Source organism: Viridibacillus sp. KH_047 (assembly GCF_057838945.1).
In genome coordinates this window covers 1,421,784-1,437,073 of sequence record NZ_CM174479.1, presented here as the reverse complement: position 1 = coordinate 1,437,073, position 15,290 = coordinate 1,421,784, and the positions used below count along the sequence as shown (strand labels likewise).

At 37.1% G+C, this 15,290-nt stretch carries 16 protein-coding genes; 4 read left to right on the top strand and 12 right to left on the bottom strand.

Going from position 1 to position 15,290, the window contains the following annotated elements; all coding sequences use genetic code 11:
• Nucleotides 1-74: 74 nt before the first annotated feature.
• Both AC3IS5_RS07235 and AC3IS5_RS07230 read right to left on the bottom strand, forming a co-directional pair.
• Nucleotides 75-662: a hypothetical protein gene (locus AC3IS5_RS07235; RefSeq protein ID WP_489427186.1), complete on the bottom strand. Its 588-nt coding sequence runs from the start codon at nt 660-662 to the stop codon at nt 75-77.
• A 138-nt stretch (nt 663-800) separates the two neighbouring features.
• Nucleotides 801-1,082: a phage holin gene (locus AC3IS5_RS07230; protein ID WP_489427185.1), complete on the bottom strand. Its 282-nt coding sequence runs from the start codon at nt 1,080-1,082 to the stop codon at nt 801-803.
• Between the two features lie 541 nt (nt 1,083-1,623).
• On the opposite strand from AC3IS5_RS07230, the gene AC3IS5_RS07225 reads away from it, so the two are divergent.
• A complete protein-coding gene (locus AC3IS5_RS07225; RefSeq protein ID WP_489427184.1) occupies nt 1,624-2,814 on the top strand; it encodes a YbfB/YjiJ family MFS transporter in 1,191 nt (396 codons plus the stop codon).
• A gap of 180 nt (nt 2,815-2,994) precedes the next feature.
• Nucleotides 2,995-3,441 carry a VOC family protein gene (locus AC3IS5_RS07220; RefSeq protein ID WP_489427183.1) on the top strand — a complete coding sequence of 149 codons (447 nt, stop codon included), beginning with the start codon at nt 2,995-2,997 and terminating at the stop codon, nt 3,439-3,441.
• A 105-nt stretch (nt 3,442-3,546) separates the two neighbouring features.
• Here AC3IS5_RS07220 and rnz read toward each other — a convergent pair whose 3' ends face one another.
• From rnz to AC3IS5_RS07195, 5 genes are all read right to left on the bottom strand, one after another.
• Complete coding sequence (rnz, locus tag AC3IS5_RS07215) at nt 3,547-4,494, bottom strand: ribonuclease Z (protein ID WP_489427182.1); 948 nt, start codon at nt 4,492-4,494, stop codon at nt 3,547-3,549.
• Between the two features lie 179 nt (nt 4,495-4,673).
• Nucleotides 4,674-5,075 (bottom strand): nuclear transport factor 2-like protein, encoded by a 402-nt coding sequence (locus AC3IS5_RS07210; RefSeq protein WP_489427181.1) that lies wholly within the window; start codon nt 5,073-5,075, stop codon nt 4,674-4,676.
• A 27-nt stretch (nt 5,076-5,102) separates the two neighbouring features.
• Entirely contained in the window at nt 5,103-6,353 is a 1,251-nt protein-coding gene (locus AC3IS5_RS07205) for a DNA polymerase IV (protein WP_489427180.1), read from the bottom strand.
• A 169-nt stretch (nt 6,354-6,522) separates the two neighbouring features.
• A complete protein-coding gene (locus tag AC3IS5_RS07200; RefSeq protein ID WP_489427179.1) occupies nt 6,523-7,008 on the bottom strand; it encodes a chemotaxis protein CheW in 486 nt (161 codons plus the stop codon).
• Between the two features lie 28 nt (nt 7,009-7,036).
• Nucleotides 7,037-8,155, bottom strand: a complete 1,119-nt coding sequence (locus AC3IS5_RS07195; RefSeq protein ID WP_489427178.1) for a M20/M25/M40 family metallo-hydrolase — start codon at nt 8,153-8,155, stop codon at nt 7,037-7,039.
• 313 nt (nt 8,156-8,468) lie between these two features.
• On the opposite strand from AC3IS5_RS07195, the gene AC3IS5_RS07190 reads away from it, so the two are divergent.
• Nucleotides 8,469-8,978, top strand: coding sequence for a GNAT family N-acetyltransferase (locus AC3IS5_RS07190; protein ID WP_489427177.1), 510 nt, complete (start codon nt 8,469-8,471; stop codon nt 8,976-8,978).
• A gap of 718 nt (nt 8,979-9,696) precedes the next feature.
• Here the strand turns inward: AC3IS5_RS07190 and AC3IS5_RS07185 are convergent.
• Nucleotides 9,697-11,244, bottom strand: coding sequence for an acyl-CoA carboxylase subunit beta (locus tag AC3IS5_RS07185; RefSeq protein WP_038184838.1), 1,548 nt, complete (start codon nt 11,242-11,244; stop codon nt 9,697-9,699).
• Between the two features lie 6 nt (nt 11,245-11,250).
• Entirely contained in the window at nt 11,251-11,661 is a 411-nt protein-coding gene (gene mce / locus AC3IS5_RS07180) for a methylmalonyl-CoA epimerase (protein WP_038184839.1), read from the bottom strand.
• A 124-nt stretch (nt 11,662-11,785) separates the two neighbouring features.
• On the opposite strand from mce, the gene prli42 reads away from it, so the two are divergent.
• On the top strand, nt 11,786-11,878 hold the full coding sequence (prli42, locus tag AC3IS5_RS07175; RefSeq protein ID WP_489427176.1) for a stressosome-associated protein Prli42: 93 nt from the start codon (nt 11,786-11,788) through the stop codon (nt 11,876-11,878).
• Nucleotides 11,879-12,464: 586 nt separating this feature from the next.
• Here the strand turns inward: prli42 and AC3IS5_RS07170 are convergent.
• The 3 genes from AC3IS5_RS07170 to AC3IS5_RS07160 all read right to left on the bottom strand — a co-directional run bounded on the left by AC3IS5_RS07170 (nt 12,465) and on the right by AC3IS5_RS07160 (nt 15,066).
• A complete protein-coding gene (locus AC3IS5_RS07170) occupies nt 12,465-13,004 on the bottom strand; it encodes a GNAT family N-acetyltransferase (RefSeq protein ID WP_489427175.1) in 540 nt (179 codons plus the stop codon).
• 541 nt (nt 13,005-13,545) lie between these two features.
• Entirely contained in the window at nt 13,546-14,547 is a 1,002-nt protein-coding gene (locus AC3IS5_RS07165) for an aromatic acid exporter family protein (protein ID WP_489427174.1), read from the bottom strand.
• Nucleotides 14,548-14,625: 78 nt separating this feature from the next.
• Nucleotides 14,626-15,066 (bottom strand): BrxA/BrxB family bacilliredoxin, encoded by a 441-nt coding sequence (locus tag AC3IS5_RS07160; RefSeq protein WP_489427173.1) that lies wholly within the window; start codon nt 15,064-15,066, stop codon nt 14,626-14,628.
• Nucleotides 15,067-15,290: the final 224 nt, after the last annotated feature.

The following is a 15,290-nucleotide window of genomic DNA, read 5'->3' as shown; positions in this document are numbered from 1 at the left end:
CCTCGCATATAAAAAAGCGCTGAATTTCAGCGCTTTTTTATATTTAAACAAGGAGGAATTCTACTAATATATTTTTACTTTTCTGACAAAAGTACTGTAATATTTACATCATTAAAGATGATTATGATTTTATTTGAAAGGTCGTAGTATTTTAAGGCATCTGTATATGTTGGTTCTTTTTTAGTAAATCGTCCTTTTGATAGTTGGATTTTCATGTTTCGAAGTTCATTAAAAGTTGTCAATATTTCTCCATCTATTAGGTTATATTCTTTTAATAGGCGAATGTCTTTATGTGAATATGTTACTTCATCATTTAACTGATTGATACCAAGTCGGTGTACTGTAGTTTGTAGTTCGTTTTCTACCATGCCCCAAATCATTGAAATCGACTCGCCTGGTGATTCTTTTGCAATTTTGAGAATTTCACCATCCTTACTATCTAGTTCAAGAGGTTTATTCTCTATTAGGTTAGAATTATTTAATTTCTTTTCTAGATCTTCTAGTTTTTTTCCAAAATCCAACTCTATATTGTTAAATGAAAATTTGGTGAGATTCATTAATATAAAGCCTATTTGCTTTCTAAATAATAAGATAGCCAGTAGTATGACAATTGGCCAAATCATATCATCAATTAAACCAGCAACAGATTCTGTTACATTCATAGTACCCCTCCCATCTATAAATGATGCTTCGATTATTAGAGGTATTATTATTTTAGAAGTTCTATTTCCTCCTCAGTTTAATGTATTAAATAAATCATATTGTGTGTGGTCAACTTGTACCGATTTTTTTCAGGATTATTATTTTTCATCACATTTTACTTTTGTATATCGGAGAGCTTGCTTACTATCACTTATCCCGCTCGTTGTCGGATCAATAACAGAATTATAAACAGCAACGATCACCGTAAATAGAACAAAAGGATTTGAAACAGCTTGAAGTAGGACATCATACAATTTTGGCCAAGTACTGACATCCTTCCCAGTTATACCGAGATATCCCCCTACAGACGAAGTAACTGCCAAAAACATATGAAACCAAAATTGCGGGTTTTTGAATCGAATTTTCCAGTTTATCCTCATTTCCATCCCCCTTTAGATAGTTATACATATGTTCCGGTTGATGCTTTCTTGCTTGGAAGTATGATAATTGTGAAGTGTTTGCTTGGCTTTTTGGTTTGGTTGCTCGTAGTGGCTTTGGCGCTACTCGGGCTCTCTTTGGCGCTACTCGAGCTCCTTTTGGCGCTACTCGGGCTCCCTTTGGCGCTACTCGCTCTCCCTTTGGCGCTACTCGCTCTCCTTTTGGCGCTACTCGGGCTCCCTTTGGCGCTACTCGCTCTCTTTGGCGCTACTCGGGCTCCCTTTGGCGCTACTCGGGCTTCCTTTGGCTCTACTCGCTCTCCTTTTGGCGCTACTCGCTCCCTTTGGCGCTACTCGGGCTCTCTTTGGCGCTACTCGGGCTTCCTTTGGCGCTACTCGGGCTCCCTTTGGCGCTACTCGAGCTCGCTTATCCCCCCTCAGCCCTCAAACGATTTTACAATTTATTCTATATCCAAAATACTTTTACTAATTTATACTGTTATTAAGGTTTTTGGTCTTTTTTTCTACATATGGGGGTGTTTTGGTGAATCGAAGACATGCTGGGATGATTATTGGGGGAATATTGTTTTTAGTGGTGGCGATGGGGATTAGCCGCTTTGCACTTACGCCGATTTTGCCATTTATGAGACAAGATGTTGGATTGTCTGTAGAAACTGCGGGGATGCTAGCTTCTGCAAATTATGTAGGTTATTTCATTGGGGCACTTTGGGCTGGTTTTATAACCCGCCATCCGAAGGGGATTCTTGGATGGTGTGCAATCATCAATGTACTTTCTGTTTTTGGTATGGGGATGCTTGACGGTCTGTGGATTTGGTTGATTTTACGTTTGATTGCAGGGATTACAGGCGGCTTGATGTTTGTATTAACTTCTAGTATGTTGATGGATTATCTTGCTGGTCATTTGTTAACGAAATGGTCTGGCTATATTTTTAGTGGTATTGGTTTAGGAATTGCGCTTTCGGGCATTTTCGTACCTATTTTGGAATCGGCATTTTCATGGCAAGGGGCTTGGATTGGACTTGGTGTGTTATCCGTTTTGTTCGTATTGACGACGATGTTCTTGTGGCGTAAGTTGACAGCTCATGAACAGGATAAGAAGATCGTTGTCTCTGAGAAGGTATGGAAAGGATTTATGCCTTGGATAGCACTTGCTTACGGACTAGAAGGTCTTGGTTATATTGTGACTGGTACGTTTTTAGTTGATATTATTCATGAAATTCCTAATTTAAGAGAGTATGCATCATATAGCTGGGTTGTTGTCGGTATCGGCGCCATTCCATCTGCTCCACTTTGGATTATGTTGATGTCAAAATATTCACCTGTTCGTATCATTTCGATTGCGTATATTTTACAAGTCATTGGTATTTTACTGCCAATCGTATCTCCAACTATTTTCGGTATCATGACATCGGCATTTTTATTTGGTATGACGTTTGTAGGAATCGTGACGATGACCACGTCTTATGCAAGACAACTATTTCCAACAAAGAGTGCAAGTGTTGTATCTACTCTAACGACCCTTTATGCGCTTGGGCAAATTATTGGACCATTAATTGCTGGCAAGTTGGCAGCTTTTTATAAAAGTTACAATGTTGCGCTCATTTTTGCTGGAAGTGTTGTAGCAATTGCACTTTGTCTTATGTTGTTCGGAAAATGGAGGACGATGGAAAAAGAAGAAGAAAGTTATATGGCTTTAAAAAATATAGCTAAGTAATTACTCCATGTGAATTTTTTGATAAACAATATGAGCATATTTTGAAAGAAATTTTTCAAAATATGCTTTTTTCTATACGTAAGATGGTCTGTCATTTAATAAAAGAAGGTTATTTGAAACTTAAATAGAATTACATCTATAAGGCTTTAAAAAATAGTGTAATTTAAAGGGGATTGGAGAATGAATCGTTTAAATTTAGTTACTTTGGGTGTTAAAGATATGTTAAAGTCATTACGTTTTTATCGAGATGGACTTGGATTTGAAGTATTTGTATACGGGAACGACGCCGATCCAGATGTAATTTTCTTTAATAATGGTGGAACAAAAATTTCTCTATTTCCAATTGATCGCTTAGTACAAGATATTGATGAAGATAATCCTCCTGCAATTAGCAATGGTTTTTGCGGATTTACCCTTGCTTATAATGGAAAGTCAAAAGAAGAAGTTGATGAAATATTTGTATTAGCAAAAAAAGCTGGTGCGAAAATTGTGAAAGAACCTGAAACAGTGTTCTGGGGTGGTTATAGTGGCTATTTCCAAGACCCAAACGGCTATTACTGGGAAGTTGCTTACGGGGAAAACTGGGAGTTCGATGAGAATGATATGTTAATTATTACTGAAGGTTAACTTGAGCCTTTGATAAAGCTGTGTTTGACTCAGACAGCTTTGTTGTTACTCTATTTTCATTGCAAAAAAGCTATCCAAAATTTTATGGATAGCTTTTTCTTATTTCTATTGCTGACTAAAAGGAGCTAGTTTTTCTTGATGCCACTCATATTCCTCAAAATCTGCAACTATATAGGCGTTTTCAAACACTTCATGTACTTCTTGTAACATGCTTTTTATATCTTGTGGGAAAAATCTTGCGCTTAAATGATTTAGCAATAAATTTTTTGCTCCTGCTTTAATAGCTATGTTTGCTGCATCCATATTTGTGGAGTGACCGTAATTAGCAGCCAGCGCTTCCGTTGCATGATCGAATGTTGATTCATGCACGACAATATCCGCGTTTTTACTCAATAAAACAGCATTTTCACATGAGCGTGTGTCTCCTAAAATCGTAACGATAAAGCCGTCTTTAGGTGGATCTGTTACGTCACTACTTTTCACTATTCGACCATCTTCTAAAGTAATGTCAGAACCATTTTTCAATTGACCCAATAGTGGGCCCTTAGGAACACCCAAAGCTATTGCTTTTTCAATTTGCAATGTCCCTCGTAGCGGCTTTTGTTCAATTCGGTAGCCATAACAAGGTACGACATGCTGTAAAGGTTTTGCTGTAACCACAAATCCATCATCTTCAAACACTACACCTTCAGTAACCTCAACAAATTCAATAGGATAATTAAGATGGGTTTGAGATAGCTGTAATGTTACTTCGATCCAAGTCTTTAATCCTGCTGGCCCATATATGGTAAGCAATTCTTCTCCACCTTGGAAAGAACGAGAGCTAAGTAAGCCAGGGAGCCCAAATATATGATCTCCGTGTAAATGAGTGATAAATATTTTCTCTAATTTTCTTGGCTTTAGTGTTGTATGTAAAATTTGATGTTGCGTCGCTTCACCACAATCAAACAGCCAAAATGTACCGCGTTCTTCTAATAATTTAACGGCTAGTGCACTTGTATTCCGTGTTTTTGACGGCATTCCAGCACCTGTACCTAAGAATTGTATATGCAAATGAAGTCCTCCTTACGGTATAAACAATGATCAACATATGAAGAATCCTCATAATGATTCCTTGCTATTTATGCTTTTGTATTGCTAACGTCTTATAACTAGTATAACAAAAAAGATGCGTATCAATCACCATATGGACATTGATACACATCTCATCTATGAATTACTTACATTTAAGATTATATTACAAAAGAAGTTATTTCTTTTATCTTTGAGGTTCTTCCGACACCGGTGAAATTATAGATATCACAGAAAGCATAGCTTTTCTTATTTTCTAAAACTAAGGTGCCATTGATTGAACCAGTGCTTCCATGCGTTATGATGTTATTAATATGTAACTCTGTTGCTCTGTCTTTTTCCGTTTGTGACAGCATTTCAGCAACATGATTTTTGCCTTGGATGTGCTTATCACCAACAATAACCCAACTTACATTATCCTTCAAATGCTCAAGAATGAAACTTTGATCCTTTTTTGCAAAAGCAATAGCAAGTTCTTGAAGTAATTTTTTCTTAGGTGCATTTCCGCAGTCGTCAGTGCAGACTACTTTTAAACTTCCATACTCTTCATTTGTCTTATCCATAATGCTCCCCCCCTAAAGATTTTTTCATTAATCCTTATGATCTTCTAAAAAGTCTTTGCTAAAACTCGTTTGTGATTCATAACTAGGTTTTTTCTTTTCTTTCATACCTTTAGAAATGATTTCTTTACCGTATTTCTTTTGGAGCTGCTCGACTACTTGGATAATTGGCTCCTCTTTAGCGTGTTGTTCATAGTTAAAAATGGATAACTGCTCTGCTGTTTCTTTGCGATCAATCACATTACTCACTGTCACGCCGAGTAATCGAACCGGTTCACCATGCCAATGTTTTTTTGTTAAATCAATCGCTATTTCAAGAATATCTGATTTTTTATAAATGGCATTGGAAAATGTTTTACTACGACTTGAGTTATGCCAATCAGCATCTCGAATTTGAATGGATACCGTATGGCCAGCTAAATTTTTAGCTGAAAGACGTTTTGCAACTCTCTCACAAAGACCATCAATTGTTTTACGGATTTCATCCCATTCAACTAAATCGATTGGCAAAGTTGTGGAATTACCTACGCTTTTCGTATCATAAATCGAATTTGGATCGACTTCCCTGTTATCAATGCCATTTGCTCTGTCTTTTAACCTTGCACCATTTTTACCTAAGTTACTTTTTAAAAAGGCTTCAGAAGCTTGTGCTAAATCACCGATTGTGTTGATTTTTAGTTCGTTAAGTTTTTTTGCTGTGCTCTCACCAACGCCATGCATTTCTATAACTGGTAATGACCATAAAATATTTGGCAATTCACGTTTTCTTAAAACGGTAATACCCATTGGCTTTTTCATGTCAGAAGCTGTTTTAGCCAAAAATTTATTCGGTGCAATCCCAATCGATGATGGTAAATCCAGCTCATTTAAAATCCTTTTTTGAATGCTTTCTGCGAGTTCAATCGCTTCACGTCCATTTACAAGTTCCGTAACATCAATATAACCTTCATCTATGGATACAGGCTCTACGAGTTCGGTATATGTTCGAAGTATGTCAAATATCGCTTTTGAAGCAATACGATAGCGTTCAAAATTCGGTGGCAACAAAATGAGATCCGGACATTTTCGCTTTGCTTCCCAAACAGCCATCGTCGTGTAAACCCCTTTGGCACGCGCTTCATACGAACAAGTGACGAGAATGCCACGTCGCTCCTTCGGGTTACCCGCAATGGCGATTGCTTTACCTTTAAGTGTTGGATCATGTGATTGCTCTACAGAGGCATAGAAACAGTTCATATCGATATGAAAAATTATTCGCCCTTTTTGTTTCCGCTCCGCCATCACACATCTCTCCTGCTTCTTTTATTATGAACATTATAGCAAAAACAACGAACAGATGTTGGTATTTCTATCTTTATAAGATCTAGTGCTTTAAAATCCACGAAAAAGCAAATAGAAATAAAAAGAGCATCCTCAGTCATTGACTAAGAATGCTCTATCTCAAGACGAACTAAGCTTTTGCTGCTCTTTCGTCTTCTTTTAATTTTTGCATATAGGCTTTGAGTTCTTTTATTCCTTCAAGCGAGTCAACTAGTACTGAAGGCGAAACGATTGTAATCATCCGTTCTTCTAGATTGGCAACTGCAGTGAAATATTTTGTTTTGGAATAATTAACCAGACCTATTTGTTGCAAATGTTCAGCTGGAATATCGAGAATTTCTTTTGCTTCGACAACGAGTAGACCAAATAGGAAATCGTCTATTTGTAGGACTACTATTCGTACTTGCTCTCCCACTGCCTGACCTCTGTATAAGATTTGCTCGAAATCTAATATCGGCATTAGTTCTCCGCGCATTCTCATTAAACCTGTTACATAGCTTGGTAAGTGTGGTATGGGATTAACATGTTCCATTTTCTCGATCGATACGACGTGATCGATGGTAACAGCATATTCTTCTTGACCACAACGGAAAACGACTACTTTACTATTAGACATTGGCTTCTACCTCTTCTTGTAATATGTGTTATTTAATTTCAGCCGCGCATTTTACAATTTCCACTAATAAGTCCGCAAGTTTTTCTAATTCTTCAACTGGGATACGTTCTTTTGTTGTGTGGATGTCTTCATAACCGACAGCAAGGTTGACTGTAGGGATGCCAAATCCAGCGATTACATTTGCATCACTACCCCCACCACTTGTCAAAATTTCTGGTGTACGACCAATTTTGCGAACGGCCTCTTGAGCGACTTTCACGACTAAATCGTCTTCAGTGAAACGGAAACCCGGGTACATGCGCTTAATAGTTATTTCGGCTTTACCACCCATTTTTTCAGCAGTTTGTTCGAAAACTTCTTTCATATGGGCAGTTTGTGCCTCTAATTTCGCTTCATTAATTGAACGAGCTTCAGCTAAAATATGCACTTCATCACAAACGATATTCGTTGCTTGTCCACCTTCAAAGCGACCAATGTTTGCTGTTGTTTCAGCATCTAAACGACCTAATTTCATCGCTGCAATTGATTTTGCTGCAACAGTAATAGCTGAAATTCCTTTTTCAGGTGCAACACCAGCATGAGCTGTTTTACCATAAATAACAGCTGCCACTTTCGCTTGGTAAGGTGCTGCCGTTACGATGCCTCCCACTTTACAGTCACTATCAACTGCAAAGCCATATTTAGCAAAGATTTTCGACGGGTCTAGCTCTTTCGCTCCTGCTAAACCGCTTTCTTCACCAGTAGTTATAATGTACTGGATATCACCATGCGCGATATTTTGTTCTTTTAAGCGTTTTGGTAATTCAAGAAGTGCTGCTATTCCCGCTTTATCATCCGCACCTAAAATTGTTGTACCATCAGAATGGATATAGCCATCTTCTTTGATAATTGGTTTAATTCCTTTACCAGGTACTACAGTATCCATATGCGATGTAAAGTAAATCGGTTGTGCTTCTACAGTCCCACGTAGTGTACAGATTAAGTTACCCGAAGCATGACCATTACGGCTTGCAGCATCATCTTCTTCGACTTCAAATCCTAATGCTTCTAATTTAGTTTTTAATACAGGTGAAATTTTCTCTTCATGGAATGTTTCAGAATCAATTTGTACGAGTTCCAAAAATTCTTCTACGATACGACTTGTCATTATGAAAGAACCCCTTTATATACTAAATTTTACTACCTTTTTATTCCCTTATTTTAGCACAAAATTTAAGTGAACTCCTGTAATTTACTTAGGCATTCTCTAATTTAGTTTGATAGATTAAATGGATTGTATTTGTATTAATATTGGCTCCTACATTTATTTTAGCTGTGTGCGCAGTGATATTCATTGTATATTCAAACTATTAAATTGAAGGATTTTTGTTGATTTGAGGGGAATTAATTTAAAGTCAGAATGGATAATTTAATTTTTCAACTTCTGTTAAATAAAACTTTTCTATTTGAAAGGAGCACTTATGAATATTAGATTGTTAGAATCATCAGATGCAAAAAGTTATTGGGATTTGAGATTGGAAGCATTAAAGAATAACCCTGAAGCATTTTCTTCAAGCTATGAAGAAGCTATTAAAAGAGAATTCCCTGTTGAGGCCGTTTTAAAAAATTTATCGAGCGAAGGAACTTTCATATTTGGGGCGTTTAATGATAAAGAACTTATTGGTGTTGTAACTTTAATTCAAGAATCTACTTCAAAACTTCAACATAGAGCCAGTATTTTTGCCATGTTTGTAACTTCTAAATTTCGTGGGTTGGGCGTAGGTAAAGCACTCATTTCTGCGGCAATCGATCATGCAAAGTCAATTAAGTCAATAGAAAAAATTAATTTAGAAGTAATAACAACAAATGATACTGCAAGGAATCTTTATATTAAAATGGGTTTCCAAACATATGGAATGGAAGAACGTGCACTTAAAATCAATAATAATTATTATGATTCAGAGTATATGGTGCTATTCCTTAAAAAATAATGTTTAACTACTACTGATTACTTATGAAATTTATGTCTGGTCAAAAAAGACACCTCCAACTGTTAGTTTACCTAACGATTGGAGGTGCTTTTCATAAATGTTGGTCTTGACTGTTTTTCTATGCTGGTCTTGTATTAATACGCGCTTTGGGCTAACAGGATGTTAGTCATGCAACCGTTGCGACAGGACGTCGCGCACTTAGGTTGCCTTCCTAAAGGGAGATATCCTGCTTCAAGCACTAGACTCTCGGGTCGTTTCGGTCTCTCGGCACAAGATAAAAAAGCATCTTGTGTTCGAGCCCTCCAACGCCTGTCGAGTCTGAACGAGCGCTTTCCGCATTTAGTCAGATATCCTGCTTCAGCGGCCAGCCCCTCGAGGTAACTTGGGCCAACAGGATGTTGGTCATTCAACCGTTGCGGCAGGACGTCGTGCACTTAGGTTGCCTTCCTTGATTCTCGGTCAAAGGCAAAAAGCGCCTTTGATTCAGGCCTTCCAGTACTTGTCGGGGCTATACGGGCCACTTCAGCATTTAGTCAAATATCCAGCTTCGAACGCCAGCTGCTTGTGTCACTTCGGTCTCTCGGACAAAAGCTGAAGGGATGCTTTTGTTTCGATTCCTCCAGTGCCTGTCGCGGGCCCACACGATGTGGGTCAGATAGCCGTTGCCACAGGATGTGGCGTTCTTTGGCTATCTTCCTCTAGACGGGCGTCCTCAGCATTAAAGTGGAATATTCCCATGTTTCTTAGCTGGTCTTGTTTCTTTTTTCGTTTTCATCATATCAAGTGCTTGGATCAGTTTGATACGTGTTTCGCGTGGGTCGATTACATCGTCTACTAAGCCATGAGATGCTGCTACGTATGGATTTGCGAATTTTTCACGATATTCTTCAATTTTCGCAGCACGTGTTGCCTCTGGATCATCGCTGTTATCAATTTCACGAGCGAAGATGATGTTCGCTGCTCCATTTGGCCCCATAACGGCAATTTCAGCGTTTGGCCAAGCGTATACCATATCAGCACCGATTGCTTTAGAGTTAAGTGCTACGTATGCACCACCGTATGCTTTACGAAGGATAACTGTAATTTTCGGTACTGTTGCTTCTGAGTATGCATAAAGGATTTTCGCGCCGTGACGGATGATACCACCATGTTCTTGTTTAATGCCTGGGAAGAAGCCAGTAACGTCTTCAAATGTGATGATTGGAATATTGAATGAGTCACAGAAACGGATGAAACGAGATGCTTTATCTGATGAGTCAATATCAAGTCCGCCAGCCATTACTTTTGGTTGGTTACATACTAGACCCACAACGTCCCCTTTAATACGGGCAAGTCCTACCACGACATTTTTCGCAAATTCTTTATGTACTTCCATAAACGAACTTGGATCAACGATTTCTTCAATAACTTTGCGAATATCGTATGGACGAGTCGCTTCTACTGGAACTAATTCAATAATATTTTCTAAATAATCGTCATTATCTTGTGGTTCAATACTTGGTGGTTTTTGTTCATTATTTTGAGGTAGGTAAGCAAGTAAATCACGTACTTGTTGTAATACCTCTTCTTCAGATGGTCCGCGGAAGTGTGCAGCTCCACTGATTGAGTTATGAACTTTTGAGCCACCTAAATCTTCAGAAGAAATCTTCTCCCCTGTTACTGTTTCGATTACTTTTGGTCCTGTGATGAACATTTGGCTTGTCTTATCTACCATGAATACGAAGTCGGTAATTGCTGGTGAATATACTGCTCCTCCAGCACAAGGCCCCATAATAACTGAGATTTGTGGAATCACACCAGAATAGATTGAGTTGCGGTAAAATATATGACCATATCCATCAAGAGATACAACACCCTCTTGGATACGAGCACCACCAGAATCGTTTAAGCCAACGAAAGGCGTACCGTTTTTAGCTGCTAAATCCATAACATTCGCAATTTTCATTGCATGCATTTCCCCAAGTGCACCGCCGAAAACTGTAAAGTCTTGTGAGAACAGGTAGATTGGACGACCGTTTACTTTACCATAGCCTGTAACAACGCCATCTCCAGGTCCTTCTTTTGTATCCATACCAAAGTCTGTAGTTCGATGTTTTACGAAAGGATTGATTTCAACGAAAGTACCTTCGTCAACTAGTAAGTTAATACGTTCACGTGCAGTTAATTTACCTTTTTCATGTTGTTTTACGATGCGGTCATCACCGCCACCTAATTCAATTTCACGTTTTCTATCATATAACTCATTGATTTTATCGAACATATCCATAGATGATTACTCCCCCGACTCACTTTTATCGTATAACTCGTAAAGCACTCCATTAGATGACTTTGGATGAATAAAGGCCATTTTTGAGCCACCAGCGCCTGGACGTGGTTCATCTGATAGTAGTCGAACGCCTTGTTCACGAAGATCTGCCATCTTCCCTTCGATACCTTTTACCCCTAGAGCAACGTGATGAATACCTTCGCCTCTTTTTTCAATAAACTTAAAGATAGCGCTTTCTTCACTCATCGGTTCAAGCAATTCAATATGTGTATTCCCCGCATCAATAAATGCTACACGAACTTGCTCGGTCACTACTTCTTCTATTTTTAACAAAGGTAAGCCCAACACATCTGTGTAATATGTAATTTGTTCATCAAGATTACGTACTGCAATACCGATGTGGTCAACGTTCTCCACTTCTCCCCAACTCCTTCTTTGTTGTATAACACAATTGTACATAATTTATAATAAAAACTCTAGCACTTGTGTAATTTTTCAAATTTGATAGAATATTTGTAGGAAAAGAAGGAGCGAACGAGAAATGAGTAATAAGAAATTTCAAAAAATCGTTATTTATGCAATGATTGCTATTATGGTTATTTCTACATTAGCTTTCGGCTTAGCAATGTTATAATCCACTTTGCGCGTCTGAAATTGGCTATTGTAATCTAAACCATACAAACTAAAAAACAGCGTTATACCAGGATTAAACACCGGTTTACGCTGTTTTTTTATATACAAACCTTTAAAATCTCGCTTTTTAGCAAGATAGAGGTCCATTTCTTCAATAAATAGTGCCAGTAAATCAATGTAACTCATCCCGAACTATTTTGTTAAAAATATACCTTTCATATCTGTACTACTTTATCAATATAATTCATTGTCCATTCTTTTGCTGTCACGAACCACATAAATTCCACAGATAATCAAGTTATTACTATTTCAGGTTCTTTAGACGATCCACATAGCCTTCCACTTTGCATAGTACTACCGGCGACTTCGAATTGTTCATTCTGCTAACTCGGCTAGTTTAATCTCTTCATCATTATCTAGCCATACTTGTTTAGCCGCATCTCTGAGAGGTTCTCTAGGTCAATTCAATTGAAACTCACTTATTTTATAAAATAGTGTGTATTTAATAAAAATTGTTTAATCTTCAAAGAACGAATATTTTAAAATTACGATCACTTTCACAATGACACACAATTTCTAAAAAAAGATTATTTTAATGGCAAATTTTCATAATCTTTTCTGAGTATAGCCATGATAATTTCATCCGAGTATGTACCGTTATAGTATAAGGATTCACGTAAAACACCCTCTTTTACAAATCCAACTTTTTCATATACTCTTATTCCTCGCAGATTATGGCTGAATACCTCTAGTTGCAAACGATTCAATTTTAATTCTTCAAAAACAAAGCGCAATACAATTATTATTGCTTCAGTCCCATATCCTTTCCCCGTTAATTCAATAGAATTCATTGATATTCTAAAACCTGCTTTTTTATCTTCTTCATCAATTTCAGAAATAGATAATTCGCCGATCATTAGGTCATTATCTTTTAAACAGATAGCAAAATCATAACGTGTTGAATCATTATTTAGATTATTTATTTGAGCTTTAATTTGGTTTAACGTAAAGTTAGATTTTGTACCTGTCATATAACGTATTTCTTCATCTTTCGTATTTTCTAGCATTATTAGTGCATCTGATTCCTGAAGAGTTCTTAAATAAATTCTTTCATTTTCTAATTGCATCTTACCTTCCTCCTAATAACTGCCCTTTTCTTAACTATACAAATATTGAAATATTGTTGTGTTTATTATACTTAAAAATCGAAAAGTATGGTTAAAAATGAAATTCATACCATTTTTAAAACAACTATTTTATTTTTATTTGATATATTTCACTCTAAACAAACGAACGCCATCCAATAAGGGGTTTTGGTCGAATAGGCATTCGGTTGTGTCAGAGCAAAAAAAGCCACACCGGTTAGATGTGACTTTGTTACTTATTAACATTCTCCGAGTATTCTATCCGCCCAGTTATCCATGTATATCGCCCCTTTTAGATAAATAAAAAAGGAACACCATATAAACGCAGTTAATGCATAAATTCAGTGCTCCTAGTTGTTCTCGTAAGAGGTGATTCATCTGAAATGGTCTTAAAAGCATATGCTCATGCTTCTGATGAAAACAAAAATATATCACATTTGAAGTATTTAAAAATGCACTTCAAATGTGATATATTTTCATTTTTCATTTTTCATTAAAAACGGGAGACTTTTTGGGGGACTAGTCAGTTTTCAGCATTTGATTTCTTTATAAAATGCTTACGTGACGGGCTTAGTCCCTTAAAATCTTTCTTTTTAGCAAGGTAAAGGTCCATTTCCTCTAAGAATTGATATAAAGAAGCCATAGCAAGGAAAGTTTCATGTGTTGTTGGTAAAGGTAATTTTGCAAAATCTGCTTTCACTACTTCTAGCTTTTCTCTATATTTGTTAGCGGTATTCCCTGCTGAATTGATATTTTGTGACATATCCGCAAGAAAATCCGCTACAAGCTCGGCTTGCTCTACGATTACTGGAAGATCTGTGATTTTAGGTAGCACGCGTTCAATTATTTCAAATTGTTGTTCACGGATATCAAAATACATATAGTATAAATTTTCTCGTCTAGTTAAGTGATTTTCAACATCCTGAAAGGCTAAAGATTTTGCTCGGTTTAACACTTCAACAGCTTCTACTAGTTCTTTACCATCCCAACTGGTGTCACCATTGCGTAAATACTTCTCAATCTCCACAAATATTGCAGTATAAAGTTCTTCAATGCGTATGCGATATTGTTCTAATCTATGTTTTATATCTGGCATGTAAATATTCAATGCTAAACCTGTTCCGAATCCAATTAGCATTAAATATATTTCATTCATTAAAAGTCCAGTTGTAAAATTCCCGGTATGAAAAATGTGTAATACAATAACAACGCTGGAGACGAACGTGGGTGTTATCTTCAACATTACTAAAACCGGTAAGTATAGAAGTATCATACAGCCTAGTACAATTGGATGATACGCGACTCCTTCAAAAAATAAAAATGCCATTATCATCCCTATACTGCTTGCTAATACACGTGTATAAACTTCATGGAGTGACTTTCTTTTCGTCGTTTGAATACTTAAAATCGTTAAAATGCCTGCAGAGGTAAAAAAATCTAAGCCGAAGTATTCTGCTAATCCAATTGAAATCGCTGCACCAATTGCCGTTTTTAGCGTACGATAGCCTATTGAAAATCCCTTCACTGAATATCCTCCCTGTCATTTAAAGCGTTAAAAAGGCCATCTCTAGTCAAATATGACATTAGAGACAGCCTATTTCTATTACACTTCTTCGCAGTATTCTTCAAATAAAGCTTGAATACTAGTAATAACTGACATTGGATCATGTCCTTCAATTTCGTGACGTCCAATTTCAGCTACAGCTTGGCCATCTTTTAGTAAAACAAATGATGGAGATGATGGTAAATGATCTTCTCCAAAGTGCATACGTGCTTGGGCAGTTGCTTCTTTATCTTGTCCAGCGAAAACAGTTACTAAATGTGTTGGTCGTTTATCATAATGTACAGCATGTGCTGCTGCTGGGCGTGCGATACCGCCTGCACAACCACACACTGAGTTTACCATTACTAATGTTGTACCCGGGCGTTTAAATGCTTCATCTACTGCCTCAGCTGTAGTCAACTCTTCATAGCCACTTGCGACCATTTCTCCACGCGCTTGGCGTAGCATATCTGTCATAAACAAATCATAATCCATATTCATGTTGTAACGCTCCCTTCAAATTCTATTTAACTATAACAGGTGAATACATGCATTTCAAAGTACTTGTTCAAAAACAAGGTGATTTCCGATACTATTATAAGTTTTGATAGTATTCCGGGTCTACATACAAATTATTCGTTGGCCAAATTAAAGTACCATCCTTCATATCGTCTTTATAGATATATATTTCGCTAATACTCGCCCAATCCCCTTTATCTTCAACA

Excerpts from the sequence above, each read along its gene's own strand:
- AC3IS5_RS07205 (WP_489427180.1), bottom strand. The coding sequence starts at position 6,353 with ATGGCGGAGCGGAAACAAAAAGGGCGAATAATTTTTCATATCGATATG.
- AC3IS5_RS07210 (WP_489427181.1), bottom strand. The coding sequence starts at position 5,075 with ATGGATAAGACAAATGAAGAGTATGGAAGTTTAAAAGTAGTCTGCACT.
- AC3IS5_RS07235 (WP_489427186.1), bottom strand. The coding sequence starts at position 662 with ATGAATGTAACAGAATCTGTTGCTGGTTTAATTGATGATATGATTTGG.
- AC3IS5_RS07160 (WP_489427173.1), bottom strand. The coding sequence starts at position 15,066 with ATGAATATGGATTATGATTTGTTTATGACAGATATGCTACGCCAAGCG.
- prli42 (WP_489427176.1), top strand. The coding sequence starts at position 11,786 with ATGAGTAATAAGAAATTTCAAAAAATCGTTATTTATGCAATGATTGCT.
- AC3IS5_RS07185 (WP_038184838.1), bottom strand. The coding sequence starts at position 11,244 with ATGGATATGTTCGATAAAATCAATGAGTTATATGATAGAAAACGTGAA.
- AC3IS5_RS07195 (WP_489427178.1), bottom strand. The coding sequence starts at position 8,155 with ATGACAAGTCGTATCGTAGAAGAATTTTTGGAACTCGTACAAATTGAT.
- AC3IS5_RS07170 (WP_489427175.1), bottom strand. The coding sequence starts at position 13,004 with ATGCAATTAGAAAATGAAAGAATTTATTTAAGAACTCTTCAGGAATCA.
- AC3IS5_RS07200 (WP_489427179.1), bottom strand. The coding sequence starts at position 7,008 with ATGTCTAATAGTAAAGTAGTCGTTTTCCGTTGTGGTCAAGAAGAATAT.
- AC3IS5_RS07220 (WP_489427183.1), top strand. The coding sequence starts at position 2,995 with ATGAATCGTTTAAATTTAGTTACTTTGGGTGTTAAAGATATGTTAAAG.
- AC3IS5_RS07190 (WP_489427177.1), top strand. The coding sequence starts at position 8,469 with ATGAATATTAGATTGTTAGAATCATCAGATGCAAAAAGTTATTGGGAT.
- AC3IS5_RS07230 (WP_489427185.1), bottom strand. The coding sequence starts at position 1,082 with ATGAGGATAAACTGGAAAATTCGATTCAAAAACCCGCAATTTTGGTTT.